At 54.9% G+C, this 13,577-nt stretch carries 14 protein-coding genes and 1 other annotated feature; of the genes, 9 read left to right on the forward strand and 5 right to left on the reverse strand.

The annotated features are described in order from the left end of the window. The first annotated feature begins 42 nt into the window (after window positions 1–42). Window positions 43–1,299, forward strand: coding sequence for a sodium:proton antiporter NhaD (gene nhaD, locus LJ739_RS08460; RefSeq protein WP_229159197.1), 1,257 nt, complete (start codon window positions 43–45; stop codon window positions 1,297–1,299). 4 nt (window positions 1,300–1,303) lie between these two features. Here nhaD and LJ739_RS08465 read toward each other — a convergent pair whose 3' ends face one another. From LJ739_RS08465 to LJ739_RS08475, 3 genes are all read right to left on the reverse strand, one after another. Further along, window positions 1,304–2,248, reverse strand: coding sequence for a D-2-hydroxyacid dehydrogenase (locus tag LJ739_RS08465; protein WP_229159199.1), 945 nt, complete (start codon window positions 2,246–2,248; stop codon window positions 1,304–1,306). Window positions 2,249–2,252: 4 nt separating this feature from the next. Beyond that, window positions 2,253–3,560, reverse strand: coding sequence for an alpha-amylase family glycosyl hydrolase (locus LJ739_RS08470; RefSeq protein WP_229159202.1), 1,308 nt, complete (start codon window positions 3,558–3,560; stop codon window positions 2,253–2,255). A gap of 137 nt (window positions 3,561–3,697) precedes the next feature. Then, on the reverse strand, window positions 3,698–4,576 hold the full coding sequence (locus LJ739_RS08475) for a LysR family transcriptional regulator (RefSeq protein WP_229159204.1): 879 nt from the start codon (window positions 4,574–4,576) through the stop codon (window positions 3,698–3,700). A 95-nt stretch (window positions 4,577–4,671) separates the two neighbouring features. Here LJ739_RS08475 and LJ739_RS08480 point away from each other — a divergent pair, with 95 nt between their 5' ends. Together LJ739_RS08480 and LJ739_RS08485 are read left to right on the forward strand one after the other, a co-directional pair. Then, the gene (locus LJ739_RS08480) at window positions 4,672–5,172 is read left to right on the forward strand and encodes a lactoylglutathione lyase family protein (protein ID WP_229159206.1); all 501 of its coding nucleotides are present in this window, start codon (window positions 4,672–4,674) and stop codon (window positions 5,170–5,172) included. Between the two features lie 102 nt (window positions 5,173–5,274). Next, window positions 5,275–5,772: a GNAT family N-acetyltransferase gene (locus LJ739_RS08485; RefSeq protein ID WP_229159209.1), complete on the forward strand. Its 498-nt coding sequence runs from the start codon at window positions 5,275–5,277 to the stop codon at window positions 5,770–5,772. 15 nt (window positions 5,773–5,787) lie between these two features. Here the strand turns inward: LJ739_RS08485 and LJ739_RS08490 are convergent, their stop codons facing one another. Next, the gene (locus tag LJ739_RS08490; protein WP_229159211.1) at window positions 5,788–6,675 is read right to left on the reverse strand and encodes a sulfite exporter TauE/SafE family protein; all 888 of its coding nucleotides are present in this window, start codon (window positions 6,673–6,675) and stop codon (window positions 5,788–5,790) included. Window positions 6,676–6,765: 90 nt separating this feature from the next. On the opposite strand from LJ739_RS08490, the gene LJ739_RS08495 reads away from it, so the two are divergent. The 3 genes from LJ739_RS08495 to LJ739_RS08505 all read left to right on the forward strand — a co-directional run bounded on the left by LJ739_RS08495 (window position 6,766) and on the right by LJ739_RS08505 (window position 9,573). After that, window positions 6,766–7,263, forward strand: coding sequence for a DUF2244 domain-containing protein (locus LJ739_RS08495; protein WP_229159213.1), 498 nt, complete (start codon window positions 6,766–6,768; stop codon window positions 7,261–7,263). Between the two features lie 114 nt (window positions 7,264–7,377). Further along, window positions 7,378–8,595 (forward strand): saccharopine dehydrogenase family protein, encoded by a 1,218-nt coding sequence (locus LJ739_RS08500; protein WP_229159216.1) that lies wholly within the window; start codon window positions 7,378–7,380, stop codon window positions 8,593–8,595. Window positions 8,596–8,715: 120 nt separating this feature from the next. Next, entirely contained in the window at window positions 8,716–9,573 is an 858-nt protein-coding gene (locus LJ739_RS08505) for a hypothetical protein (RefSeq protein WP_229159218.1), read from the forward strand. Window positions 9,574–9,600: 27 nt separating this feature from the next. Here LJ739_RS08505 and LJ739_RS08510 read toward each other — a convergent pair whose 3' ends face one another. Then, entirely contained in the window at window positions 9,601–9,894 is a 294-nt protein-coding gene (locus tag LJ739_RS08510; protein WP_229159220.1) for a hypothetical protein, read from the reverse strand. A 252-nt stretch (window positions 9,895–10,146) separates the two neighbouring features. Continuing rightward, window positions 10,147–10,267, forward strand: a sequence feature (His leader region). 27 nt (window positions 10,268–10,294) lie between these two features. Between LJ739_RS08510 and hisG the strand changes: the two genes are divergently transcribed. From hisG to hisC, 3 genes are read left to right on the forward strand one after another with little or no spacing between them, the layout of a single operon-like run. Beyond that, a complete protein-coding gene (hisG, locus tag LJ739_RS08515; protein ID WP_229159222.1) occupies window positions 10,295–11,194 on the forward strand; it encodes an ATP phosphoribosyltransferase in 900 nt (299 codons plus the stop codon). A gap of 4 nt (window positions 11,195–11,198) precedes the next feature. Beyond that, window positions 11,199–12,497: a histidinol dehydrogenase gene (hisD, locus tag LJ739_RS08520; RefSeq protein ID WP_229159224.1), complete on the forward strand. Its 1,299-nt coding sequence runs from the start codon at window positions 11,199–11,201 to the stop codon at window positions 12,495–12,497. Then, window positions 12,490–13,575: a histidinol-phosphate transaminase gene (gene hisC, locus LJ739_RS08525; RefSeq protein ID WP_229159226.1), complete on the forward strand. Its 1,086-nt coding sequence runs from the start codon at window positions 12,490–12,492 to the stop codon at window positions 13,573–13,575. The genes hisD and hisC overlap by 8 nt, the downstream gene beginning before the upstream one ends. Window positions 13,576–13,577: the final 2 nt, after the last annotated feature.

Below are 13,577 nucleotides of genomic sequence, written 5' to 3' on the forward strand. Positions count from 1 at the left end.
CCTTACAATCCCCCGCACCTGCGACCCGCACATCCCCTGCTCATGTTAGACATAGTTTTGATCGCGTTAGCCGTACTGGCTCTTCTGGGGGTCGTCCTTGAAGAAGTCATTCACGTTAACAAAGCGAAAGTCACGTTATTCTTTGGCACCCTGTCGTGGTTGCTGATGTTCATGTTCGCCGGCTCCGAACAGGCCACAGAATCGGTTAATCACCACCTGCGTGAAAACCTCACGGAAATCTCAACGTTATGGCTGTTTCTGGTTGCGGCGATGACTTTTGTCGCCTATCTGAACAAGAAAGGCCTGATAGAGAGCCTGTTGCACCGGGTGATGCCAAGCGCCATCTCTGAGCGACGTCTGCTGTTTTTCACCGCGATGTTCAGTTTTCTGTTTTCGTCATTGGCCGACAATATCACCGCCACACTGGTTTCCATTGCCTTGATCATGTCGTTGAGTCTGCCGCCCAACAAAACCATGCGTTTTGCGGTACTGGTGGTGTTTGCAGTGAATTCCGGCGGTGTGGCACTGATCACCGGTGACGTCACCACGCTGATGATTTTCCTGGCCGGAAAAGTCAGTATCCTGACCTTGTTCTGGTTGTCATTACCGGCGCTGTTCGCGGTATTGTTACTGGCCTCCCTGCTGAGTGTTGGCATGAGCGGTAAAGTGCGGATCAAGAAGCAACCCCGCCCTATTCGCCCGCTGGACGGGATGATTGCGCTGATCTTCTTGTGCACCATTTTGTTCACCATCACCGCTAACGTGCTGTTCCAGGTGCCACCGGTGCTGAGTTTCCTGGCTGGCCTGAGTGTGATGTTTCTGGTCGCGCATTTCTTCGGCGAACGGGACGACAACGACCCCATTCTGGACTACATCCGCTACATTGAGTTTGATACCTTGCTGTTCTTCCTCGGCATCTTGCTGTTGGTCGGCTCCCTGGAGCAAATCCATGCACTGGACTTCCTGGTTAACCTGTATGCCCATATGCCGCCGGTGATCGCCAACTTTGTCATGGGCGTGGCGTCCGCCGCGGTCGACAATGTGCCATTGACCGCAGCGCTGCTGAAAACCGATATTCACATGAACCTGACAGATTGGTTATCACTGACCTATGCCGTCGGTGTGGGTGGTTCGCTGCTGGTGATTGGCTCTGCAGCGGGGATCGTGGCGATGAGTAAAGTACAAGGGCTGAGTTTCGCCCGCTACGCCAAATACAGCCTGTTATTGTTGTTAGCATACACCGCCGGTTACGCGTTGGTCTTTATGCTCGGCAATGCGCTGCAACGGGGGATTCTGTAATCCCTCATCGGCGGGCGAGGTAGTCGCCCACATGCTGACAGGCAATGTCGAGCAGACGTTGCCGCGCAGCCTGGCTGGCCCAGGCGTTATGCGGGGTGATCAGCAGGTTATCGCCGCGGTATCGCAGCAGCGGATGATCCGCGGCTGGCGGCTCCTGACTCAGCACATCCAGCCCTGCCCCGCCAATGGTTCCGCTGGCAAGGGCATCTGCCAGCGCCAACTCGTCAATCAACCCGCCACGAGCGGTGTTAATCAGCACGGCACTGGGCTTCATGCGCTGCAAGCGCTGTGCATTGATCAACTGCCTTGTCTGCTCACTCAACAGACAATGCAAGCTGACAATGTCCGCCTCCGGTAGCAACGTATCGAGGGCTTCTCGGCCGTCGCTGACAGGCTGTCCGGGCCTGGCGGCAATACTGACTTTCATATCAAACGCCCGAGCCAGCCTGGCCACCTCCTGCCCCAGCTCGCCATAACCAACAATCACCAGGTGTTTGTCGTTCAAATCGCGCAGAGGCTCGTCCATCAGGCAGAATTGTTCGGCCCGGCTCCATTGCCCGGTGTCTACCGCGCGCTGGTAATGACGGTAGCGACGCATCAGGTTTAACATCAGCATCAGGGTATGCTGGGCGACACTGGCGGTACCATAACCTTCGACGTTACGCACCGTAATGCCACCGTTCAGGGCCGCATCAACATCCACGTTGTTGGTACCGGTCGCCAGTACGCCGATGTACTCCAGTTGTGAAGCTGCCTCTATGGTGGCTGCATCCAGTACCACTTTATTGGATAGCACCACCTGGGCTCCATCGATGCGTGACATCACCTGTTCTGGCGCTGTTGCATCAAAGCATTGCCAGCGGACAGGCAGGCGTTGTAACGCTGCCATATTCAAATCATCACCCAGGGTTGCCATGTCGAGCAGGACACCATTTAACGCTTGAGTCACGTGATTACTCCTTGATCAAAACCCGGTATGCCCAGGGTGCAAATGAGAGCGGATCGCCACAGCTAAGGGAGATTGGCTGAGCACTGAAAGCATCCCGATAATCCCCACAATACAAATCATGCTGACTGGTCATGGTCAGGTTGTCTGGACTGAAGTTGATCAGTACCAGTACACCGCCGTTAGCGTTGTGGCGAACAAAACTGAACACCCGGTGTCCACTGTCGTTGGTCACTTGCTGCATACGTGCGCCCCAGGCACCATTGTGCAGTGCCGAGTAGCGCTTTTTGAGGTGTATTAAGTGTGTATACAACTCGCCCACCCAGTGGGTTTGCCAGTCTATCGGATCCCGCTCAAAAAAAGCCAGCCGCCTGGGATTGCCGGCCTCCTGACCGTTATAGATCAACGGCATCCCCTCGCCCAGCACCGACAACACGATAGCGCCTGGTAACGCATCGCCAAACTGTTCGAATTGGGTGCCGTCCCAGGCGTTTTTGTCGTGATTGCTGACAAAGGTCATCCGTATCGCCTCATGGGGAAAGGCTTTTTCGTTCCAGGCGTAGTACTTGTAGAGTTTCTGCAGGCTGCACTTGCCATTCGCCAGGCTATGCAGGGTTTCATTCCAGCTCCAGGCGTAGGTCATATCGAAGGCATCAAAATGCAATTCCCGCGACTCCCATTCAGCCAGCATCAATACCGGTTTAATCGCGCTGAGGTCGTGTCGGAGCTGGGCCCAGAAATCGTTCGGCACAAACCCGGCGACGTCACAACGGAAGCCGTCAATATCGGTCTCCCGCACCCAGTATTGCATCGCTGTATTCATGTATTGCCGCAGGCCGGGGTGGTGATAATCGAAATCGATAATATCACTCCAATCCCACCATGGCGTTGACCTAAACTGACCATTGTGGTCTTTGTCATACCACTCGGGGTGCTGCTGGGTCAGTGGGTTGTCCCAGGCGCTGTGATTGGCCACCCAATCAAGGATCACTTTCAGGCCCAGACGGTGGGCTTCCTTAACCAGCGCCTTGAAGTCATCCATATCACCGAATTCCGGATTAACGCCGTAATAATCTTTAACCGCGTAAGGAGAGCCCAATGTTCCTTTGCGATGCAGCGTACCAATCGGATGCACCGGCATCAGCCACAGGACATCAACGCCCAACGCGACCAGTCGTGGGAAGTGCTGCATCGCCGCAGAGAAAGTACCTTCGGGGGTAAACTGTCGAACATTGATTTCATAGATAACCGCGTCTTTGACCCAGTCTGGCGGGGTAATTTTCACCAATGGTTGCGCTTGGTGGCTTGATGGCATTTGGCAGCTCCCGAATTGCACGCCTAATCTGTCCATGTATCAAGCTTAAGACACAACCGCGCTACGGGAAAGGCTCCCGCAGGGTTGCTGCCCCAGTCAACGGGTTCCTTCTGATACCCGCTCCTGTGACGACGCCCCTAACCAGATTTCAGCCAGGCGCGTATCTCCTCCAACAGTACCTGTACTCGGGCCGGACGTTGTGTTGTCGCTGATGTCACCAGATACAGAGGCTCATAGACCGGCGTGCTCAGCGTGTGCACGCGGATAGATTCGGGCTTAGCGAAAGATGCAACCGCGTGTTGAGGCAATACCGTAAAGCCCAACCCTAAGCTGACCGGTTCGAGGATAAGGCCAATCTGGTTGGAAAAGCCGCGTACCGGGATCTGTTGCGAGCTGGAAAAATCACTGAAATTAGCGCTCAGCAGTAAATTGGCATGGTGATGACCATCGGGGTGATCAATGAATCCCAGCTTTTCCAACGCACTGAGTGACGGAACAGATTCTGAGGCAGGGGTGACCAACAACAGTTGTTCCCGGCCAACGTCGTTGAACGCGCATTGAGGGTGTTGAGGGATCTGGGTCATCAAACCAATGTCCGCGTGCTTTTGTACAACGGCAGACTCTATTGAGCCGTTCGGCGCAAAACGATGGTCAATGATCAGGCCCTGATGCTGCTGTTGGAAACCTAACAAGTGTCGGTACAACTGCAACCCCACACTGCCCGGCGATATCACATTGACCCGTCCTTGATGGGGAGGATCTGCCATCACCTGTTCCTGAAGATGTGCCAGTGAATCCACTATCGGCTGTGCTTGTTGATAGAGGCGCCGCCCTGCTTCGGTCAGTTCAAAACCGTTGGCATCGCGATCCAGCAATGATGCGCCCAGAAAACCTTCCAGCTTTTTGATGTGCTGACTGACACCCGACTGGGTCATAAACAACTGCTCAGCAGTGCGCGTAAAATTTTGCGTGTGTACCAGGGTGCAAAAGCTGCGTAGCCAGGCTGGGTTAACCATAACGTTTTGTAATCATCAAGCTAACAAATGATAATTTTATATCATTGCCCACCATCTACTACACTGCAAGTGTTTTCAATCAACGGAGCCACGTCATGCAAACCCCTTATCCGCGAACCTTTTCCCACATCGGTATTTCAGTACCCGACCTGGATCGAGCCGTGTCGTTTTACACTCAGGTATTGGGCTGGTACCTGATCATGAAGCCAACCGAAATCACCGAAGATGATTCAGCCATCGGGCAAATGTGTACCGACGTGTTTGGCGCTGGATGGCAGCGGTTCAAAATTGCCCACCTCTCTACCGGCGATCGGATCGGCGTTGAACTGTTTGAATTCGATAATCAGCAAAACCCGGACAACAATTTTGAATACTGGAAAACGGGCGTGTTTCACTTCTGCGTGCAGGATCCGAATCTGGAGGAGCTGGTGGAAAAAATCGTTGCCGCCGGCGGTAAAAAGCGCATGAAAAATCCCCGTTACTACTACCCGGGGGAAAAGCCTTTTCGGATGATTTACATGGAGGATCCGTTTGGCAACATTCTGGAAATTTACAGCCACAGCTACGAATTAACCTACAGCGCGGGGGCCTACTAGTCGACGCACGGGCTGCGTTTCCTGGCGCGGCCTTGTTCCATCGTAGAGCAGATCATATACTCGCGGCACACTTACGCTACCCGATGGAACCCTTGTTACCTCATGATTAGAGCGGCAACCAGTCATGATTGTGCCAATATTGCCCTGTTGGGCCTGTGCGTATGGATCGACACGTACGCCACAGATGGCATAAAAACCGCCTACACCCGCCATGTACTGGACACGTTTACCGAACACCGCTATCAGGCGTTGTTGAATGACCCTCACTACCATCTGCTGGTGAGTGAACAGGAAGGTATCTTGCAAGGTTATGTGTTGATCAACCTTGCTTCTCACTACCAGCACCCGGACAACGGCTTCGAAATAGACACCCTGTATGTGGACAAACGCCATGCCGGACTCGGTATTGGCAGACAGCTCCTGGAAGCCGTCCAGGGACGTTTCGGCGACCGATACTGGCTATACACCTGGACACAAAACGCCGCCAATGGGTTCTACCAACATCTGGGCTTGAAGCCCTGCGGTCAGATTGATTTCGAGTTTGACGGCGTGACCATTACCAACACAGTGTACCTGTCCCCCGGTAGCCAATCGGCGTAAAGCGGACAGCATTCTCTAGGCCGGCAATGCTGCCACGCCGAGCACCAGTACCCAACCGGCAAAAAACAGCTTCAGGTGAGTGGGCGAAAACCATAGCACCAGGTACTTGGCCAACTGCCCGCCAATGATGGCGCCGGCGCCGGCAAACAACACCACCGGCCAGAATACCGTTGCGCTGACAAGCGCGTGATACATCACCCCGGCCCAGACCGTAAATGCGCTGAGGATCACTGCCACAGCAATGGCCAAGGTCACGTTGAAACGCCTTAGGATCAGATAAATCGCCACCAACTCGCCGACCCCGATGGACAGCCAGGATGTCACCGCCCCCCCCATCAGCGCAATCAACACCAGCGACAGATAGTCGAACCGGGCCAGACGATGATTAATGGCCCGTTGTTTCATCAACGGCACCGTGGCGACAATGGCAATTGCCAGGAAGATAGAAAACACCCCGAATCGCCAGTGCAACACATCGGCATCAATGATCGGGCCACTGAAATGCTGGTATCCCTGGGCCAGCCACAGACCCGCGATGGACGGCAGCACGGTTATCCACACCAACGTGCCGATGGGCTGCCATTCCTGATCGGCCCGATGCTGGTGCCGGTAATGGGCCCACCAGGTGAGCGCGCCTGCGGTCATGCCACAACACTGGATGGCAAAGCTGGTGGCAACCGCTACCTGGGGAGAGAAATCGAGTTGATTAAAAAACGGGATAAACACCACCCCACCACCCGCACCGGTCGCGTTGGCAAACACCGCGCCCGTAACGCCCAGCAGTAAAAATGCAGCGTAATCACGAATAAGGCCAAGACTGTCGGGCAGCAGCACAAGCAATGCGCACCAAAAGACAGCCACCGTCACGCGTGTCAGGGTTGCAGGAGAAAATGATAACGTCACAGACCAACGGGTTCCTTTGTTTTGGGTTGATTACGGCTTGATGCAATGAACGGATTAACCCCTTGGCGGGAAATGTGCTAAACCGTATTCATGGTTACTGTACATGCTGACACACAGGAAACAGTGATTGTCCTGACGCCAAACCGCTCGGCATCATGGTCACAAACCAAAATCCTGTTGTGGATCCTTTGCCCGTTTGTGCTCCTTGTCGCGCTGGCGTGGAGCCTCAGTGGCGCCTGGTTGATACTGCCGTTCGCCGGTCTGGAGGTCGGCTTGTTATCCTACCTGATGTACCGGGTTTCGCAACAGTCCTATCGACGCGAGGTGATCACCATCACCGCCAATGATATTCGCGTACAACAGGGCCTTCGTTACCCTAATCGGCTATGGCGACTGCCGGTCCCTGACACCTACCTGCACGTAGCACAGGGAGCGCTGCATCACGACCTGCCCGATTTGACCCTCAGCGCGGGTCAGATCCGCCTGCCCATCGGGCGATTTCTGAATCAACCCGACCGGCTGGAAACCCGTCAGCAACTGGCTCAAGCGGGACTCATGGTGTGCTGCAACCGTTGGTGGCAGCAATGAATCCGCCCGTTTTGTGGTTGTCATGAAATCGCCATTGATCAGATATAGTCTTTTTGAGTCAAGCACTTATACTGTAAACCTAACTCATCACATTTGTTGTTGCCAAGGAGCATCATGAGCAAACATGACATCGTATTGTATGGAGCGACCAGTTTCGTCGGGCAAATCACTGCCGATTACCTGGTGCAGCAATTAAGCACCCAGCCAGAGCTGCGCCTTGCATTCGCCGGGCGCAACATGGACAAGCTGGAAAGCTTAAAGAAACAACTGGGTGAAAAGGCCAATCCGGTAACACTGCTGCACGCCGATGCCACTGACAATGACAGTATTCACAGCATGTGCAACGCCACTCATGTGGTTATCTCCACAGTCGGGCCCTATGCCCTGTACGGAGAACCGGTGGTGAAAGCCTGTGCCAGCCTGGGCACAGATTATTGTGACCTGACCGGTGAACCCCAGTGGATCCACCGCATGCTGGCGCGCTACGAGAGTGTCGCCAAGTTGTCCGGGGCACGGATTGTCCACAGCTGCGGGTTTGACTCCATCCCGTCGGATCTGGGGGTTTATTTTCTGCAACAACAGGCACAACAGGAGCACCAGCAACCGTGTAGCACCATTGCCATGCGGGTCAGGCGCCTCAAAGGTGGCGCGTCCGGCGGGACCGTCGCCAGTATGTTGCAGTTGATCGAAGAAGTCAGTCGTTCGCCGGCACTGCGCAAGGTGATCGCGAACCCTTACGCCCTGTGTCCCGACGGACATGGCTTCACGGTCAGGCAAGATAATCTGCATTCGGCCAAATACGACCGCCGCTTCAAGTCGTGGATGGCGCCCTTTGTCATGGCCGCCATCAATACCCGCATCGTGCACCGCAGCAACGCATTGCTGCAAAACGCCTATACCGATCACTTTCGCTACGACGAAGCCATGCTGACCGGTCACGACATGTCCGGCCGTATGCGTGCATATTCAATGACGGCCGTACTGGGAGGGATCATGCTGGCCGGTCGCTTCAAACTCAGCCGCGATATGCTGGCCAACTGGATTCTGCCCAAACCCGGCGAGGGCCCGTCGCCCCGGGAACAGGAAAATGGCTACTATGATCTGCGTTTTATTGGCCAGACCGATGACAATCACACCGTGTCGGTAAAGGTATATGGCGATCGGGATCCGGGCTATGGCTCAACCGCCAAAATGCTCGGACAGGCTGCACTGTGCCTGCGTTTTGATATCGCTGACAAGGAAGGCGGTTTCTGGACCCCGGCCAGCGCCTTTGGCCAGGATCTGATCACTCGTCTGGAGCAACATGCCGGCCTGCAGTTTACGGTGGAATAAACGGTCGGGGCTCGCAACCGGGTCGCAACTGTACTAAGGTTAATTAATCTACCGACGTGCGCGGTTTGACCGCCAGGGAACAAGGAATTGAGGCCCGGTTAAGGGCAGCAAGGTGACAGCATGATTAGGACGATGATCATTCTGGGCTGCCTGTGGTGTGCGGGCAGTCAAGCCAACGCTGACAGTACACTGGTCTGGGGGATCAACAACGCGCCCCCGTTTCATATCATGAGCGAACCTTTCAAGCATGCCGGGCTGTGCGATGTGCTGGTCGATGAGCTGATCGACAGGCTGCCCGATCTCAAGCATCAACGTTATTTCGCTCCCCACAGCCGCATCCGTCAGCAAGTCATCGCGGGCGAAAACCTGTGTTTCCCATGCATGATAAAGCGTCCGCCCAGTGAACACTGGTATTTCTCCGATGTAACAGCGTTGTACCCACCGCACCAGTTGATTGCGCGCACGAGTGCCCTTGAGCGTTGGCAAGGTGAAGAGGTGCAGGTTTCGTTACGCAGTTTATTGAATCGCAAGGAGCTGGTGTTCGGGATTTCCGCGTCGCGTAAATTCCCGCCAACGATTCAGCGGTTGATTGACAATGCCCCCTTCCCCTCAACGCAGGTACAACTGACCGGCACCGAAGGCACGGTGCGGTTGCTTAACCAAATCAACCTGGATCGCATTCAGTACACCATCGACTATCCGGCGATTTTTCGCTACTACACCTTATCTCAGGGACTTACCGATCTGTCCCTGTCCCCCATCGCAGAAAACCATGATGAGTGGGTCTACGGTGCCATTGGCTGCACCAACAATGCCTGGGGACGGCATGTGATAGGTGCAATCAACCGCGCAATACCTGCGGTTTTGGAAGATAAAACCTATCTGGAGAATCAGAGTTTTTGGCAGGGAGTCCCGCAACAGGAACTGGTTGAACGACTCCGAAAAACCGACCCCAAGGCGACCATGTCACCGCCTTGAAATGGCCTTAGGGCGTTGATGAAATAACTAGATATAGATGTCCAGGTGTTTGCGGCCGAACTCGTCCACAGTAATGTCGCCGTTGTCGCCATCCTTGTCCTGCTCGGCCTTATTGTCATCATCCTTGTCTTGCCCCTCCTGTTTGCCTTGCTGCTTGGCGTTTTGTTTGGGGTGGCGCTCATCAATAACATCCGCGCGCTCTTCATCGTTGAGCTCACGCAACTTAGCTTCTTTGCTGACCTGCTCAACTTTCTGCTCTTCCGCAGTCACCGGCACTTTGCCTTCACGGGGAAGTATGGGAAATATCAAATCATTCGACATGGGCGCTCAATAAAATCAATAACCTACACATATATCGTACACTTTTTGACCATCTTTAGCGCGCATTTGTTCCGATAAAAACTATTAACAGGTTGGGTTATAACCTTTGGTTTTAAGTAATGCCGTCGCAATGTGATGATTTTTGCGCCACCACTATTGCATTGACCAGCGTCATTCGCTACTGTTTAAAACAACAAATTGATAGCCAATGGCTGAAAACAAACCCATGCAAACCATTTTCCTGACACAAAATCATCACCATCATCATATAGCATAACCTTTCAGGTTGGTGCTGGAAGGTTATTGGGTTCCTTCCAGCGGCTTAAGCAGAATCGCATGACCCCCGGAAGGATCCTTCCGGGGGTTTTTTGTTTGGGTTACACAACTGCGAGAGGACAACATGACTGACAGTAAACGACTACGTATCGCCATCCAGAAATCGGGGCGACTGAGCGATGACAGCATCGCGCTGCTAAAAGCCATCGGCATCAAACTGCAAATCCGCGACCGTTTACTGATCGCCCATTCCACCAATCAGCCCATCGATCTGCTGCGCGTCAGAGATGACGACATTCCGGGACTGGTGATGGATGGCATTGTTGATCTGGGCTTCATCGGCGAAAACGAGTTGGAAGAGAAAATGCTGGAGCGTCAGGCGGCCGGCAAAGCCAATGCCTTCAACGTATTGCGCAGGCTGGATTACGGCGGTTGCCGACTGTCCATTGCGGTGCCAAGCGAATTCAATTACCGCTCGCCAAAAGACCTCAACGGATTGAAAGTCGCAACCACGTATCCCTATTTGCTGGAACGCTATTTCAAGCAATCTGACATTGATGCCAAGGCGGTCATGTTAACCGGCTCGGTGGAAGTGGCACCCCGTGCCGGTGTCGCCGATGCGATCTGTGACCTGGTGTCCACCGGTGCCACGCTGGAAGCCAACGGTCTTAAGGAGGAGGAAGTGATATTTCGCTCCAAGGCGGTACTGATCCAGCGCGCCGATCCCCTCGAGGATGATAAGCAGGCATTGGTCAACCGTTTGTTGCCGCGCATTGATGGCGTGATGCAGGCCAAAGAGAGCAAGTACATCATGTTGCACGCGCCCAAAGCCTACCTCGAACAGGTCAAAAAGCTGCTGCCCGGTGCAGAAAACCCCACCGTACTGCCGCTGGCCAGTTGTGAGAATACCGTCGCCATTCACGTCGTCAGCGCGGAAAACCTGTTCTGGGAAACGATGGAAAAGCTTAAAGCCCTGGGTTGTAGTTCAATCCTGGTCATGCCAATCGAAAAAATGATGGGATAACACAATGATTACCTGGTCAGCACTGCCCGCAATCGAACAACAGGACGCCCTTGCGCGTCCTGCCATGGCCGACAATCAACGCATCCGCGACGCCGTCAGCGACGTGATCAGTCTCGTGCAGGACGAAGGTGACAGCGCCTTGTTCGCCCTCACCGACCGGTTTGACGACGTTGAACTGCAAACCCTCGCACTGAGCCAAGAGCGTTGGCAAGCCCTCGCCGCGCAGACACCCGAAGCCACTCAGCAGGCGATTACCCAAGCATTTAACAACATCAAGGCCTTTCATGAAGCGCAGCGACCGGCCAATATCCGCCTCGAGACGCAGCCCGGCGTTGTGTGCGAACAACGTTATGACCCGCTCAGTGCCGTTGGACTGTACGTGCCAAGCGGCAGTGCACCATTGCCCTCCACGGTACTGATGCTGGGCATACCGGCCTTAGTGGCAGGCTGCCCGCGACGGGTATTGTGCACACCGCCGGATAAAAACGGCGACATTGCTCCGGCCATTTGCTTCGCCGCCTCATTGTGCGGTATCACCGAAATTTACCGCCTCGGTGGCGCTCAGGCGATTGCCGCGATGGGGATTGGCTCACAAAGTGTGGTCAAAGTGGACAAAATTTTTGGTCCCGGCAATGCCTACGTCACCGAAGCCAAGCAGCAAATCAGCCAGATCCCCGGTGGCGCTGCCATTGATATGCCTGCCGGTCCGTCGGAAGTGCTGGTACTGGCAGATCACACGGCAAACCCGGTCTTTGTGGCCGCCGATTTGTTGTCCCAGGCTGAACACGGCGCCGACTCACAGGCGATTCTGGTCTCCACCAGCGAAACCCTGGTGCAACAAACCGAGCAGGAAGTGGCCCGCCAACTGGATTCATTGACACGTCAGGACATTACCCGCCAGGCAATGGCCAATGCCCGCTACATCTGGGTACGTGATATCGACGAAGCCATCGAGGTCAGCAATCGCTACGCCCCGGAACATCTGATTGTGCAAACCGAACAGCCGCGGGCGTTGGTACCCAAACTGCAAAATGCCGGTTCCATTTTTCTGGGCCAATGGTCGCCAGAATCCGCCGGCGACTACGCCAGCGGCACTAACCATGTACTGCCGACCTACGGCTACGCACGCAACTATTCCAGCCTCGGACTGGTCGACTTTATGCGCCGTTACACCCTGCAGGAGCTCTCTGCCGACGGTATCCGCGGACTCGGTCCTACCCTGATGACCCTGGCCGACGCTGAAGGACTGGATGCCCACAAGCAAGCCGTGGCAGTGCGATTGGAGGCTTTGAACAATGACTGACTCACTCCAGGCATTGGTGCCTGACTACGTCAACGCCCTTACCCCGTATGAATCTGCCCGACGTCTGTTCAGTGGCGGGCAGGACTGGTTGAATGCCAATGAATCACCGTTTGTGCATGACTATTCGCTGGACTGTGAGCGCCTCAACCGCTACCCCGATTGTCAGCCGCCGCAATTACTTAAGGCTTATGCCGCCTACGCAGGGGTAGATGCTGATCAGGTGCTGGTCAGTCGTGGCGCCGATGAAGGCATTGAACTGCTGACCCGCGGGTTTTGCCAGCCAGGTGAAGACCGGGTACTGATCTGCCCGCCTACCTACGGGATGTACGCCATCAGCGCACAAACCTTTAACGTCAGTGTCGAAACCGCGCCACTAAAGCCGGATTTCAGTCTCGATCTCGACGCAATGGCAGCCTTTGTCGGCAAGGTAAAACTGGTGTACGTGTGCTCACCGAACAACCCCACCGGCACCCGTGTCAGCCAGCAAACCCTCAGGGCAGTGCTCGAGTGTTTTGGTACCACGGCCCTGGTGGTAGTGGATGAGGCTTACATCGAGTTTGATCGCCAAGGCAGTGCCAGCGCACTGATGAACGATTATCCGCAACTGGTGATCCTGCGCACATTGTCCAAAGCCTTTGGACTGGCAGGCCTGCGTTGTGGCTTTACCCTGGCTCAGCCAGGCGTCATCCAGACCCTGCTCAAGGTCATTGCGCCCTACCCGATCAGCGATCCGGTGGCGCAGATCGCCCAACAAGCGCTGTCCGCTGACGGCCTGCAACGTATGCAGCAAGACGTCAGCACCCTACAGGCTGAACAGCAACGGCTGAAAAACGCCTTGTCTGACATGCAAGGCATCACGCTGCTTGGTGGTGACAAGGGCAACTTTCTGTTGTTCCGGGTCGACAATGCCGCTTCGGTCATGGATGCCTTGGTCAGCCAGGGCATGCTGATCCGCAATCAATCCAAACAGCCACAACTGAATAACTGCCTGCGTGTGTCAATTGGCACCGAGGCGCAGAATAATCGCTTGCTGGACATGCTCAACAGCGTGCTGGCACCGCAACGTAAGGAAGTCTGAGC

Source organism: Fluctibacter halophilus (genome assembly GCF_020687825.1).
Classification (GTDB): domain Bacteria; phylum Pseudomonadota; class Gammaproteobacteria; order Enterobacterales; family Alteromonadaceae; genus Fluctibacter; species Fluctibacter halophilus.

Excerpts from the sequence above, each read along its gene's own strand:
- LJ739_RS08495 (WP_229159213.1), top strand. The coding sequence starts at position 6,766 with ATGGTTACTGTACATGCTGACACACAGGAAACAGTGATTGTCCTGACG.
- LJ739_RS08480 (WP_229159206.1), top strand. The coding sequence starts at position 4,672 with ATGCAAACCCCTTATCCGCGAACCTTTTCCCACATCGGTATTTCAGTA.
- hisG (WP_229159222.1), top strand. The coding sequence starts at position 10,295 with ATGACTGACAGTAAACGACTACGTATCGCCATCCAGAAATCGGGGCGA.
- hisD (WP_229159224.1), top strand. The coding sequence starts at position 11,199 with ATGATTACCTGGTCAGCACTGCCCGCAATCGAACAACAGGACGCCCTT.
- nhaD (WP_229159197.1), top strand. The coding sequence starts at position 43 with ATGTTAGACATAGTTTTGATCGCGTTAGCCGTACTGGCTCTTCTGGGG.
- LJ739_RS08475 (WP_229159204.1), bottom strand. The coding sequence starts at position 4,576 with ATGGTTAACCCAGCCTGGCTACGCAGCTTTTGCACCCTGGTACACACG.
- LJ739_RS08470 (WP_229159202.1), bottom strand. The coding sequence starts at position 3,560 with ATGCCATCAAGCCACCAAGCGCAACCATTGGTGAAAATTACCCCGCCA.
- hisC (WP_229159226.1), top strand. The coding sequence starts at position 12,490 with ATGACTGACTCACTCCAGGCATTGGTGCCTGACTACGTCAACGCCCTT.
- LJ739_RS08505 (WP_229159218.1), top strand. The coding sequence starts at position 8,716 with ATGATTAGGACGATGATCATTCTGGGCTGCCTGTGGTGTGCGGGCAGT.
- LJ739_RS08485 (WP_229159209.1), top strand. The coding sequence starts at position 5,275 with ATGATTAGAGCGGCAACCAGTCATGATTGTGCCAATATTGCCCTGTTG.
- LJ739_RS08510 (WP_229159220.1), bottom strand. The coding sequence starts at position 9,894 with ATGTCGAATGATTTGATATTTCCCATACTTCCCCGTGAAGGCAAAGTG.
- LJ739_RS08500 (WP_229159216.1), top strand. The coding sequence starts at position 7,378 with ATGAGCAAACATGACATCGTATTGTATGGAGCGACCAGTTTCGTCGGG.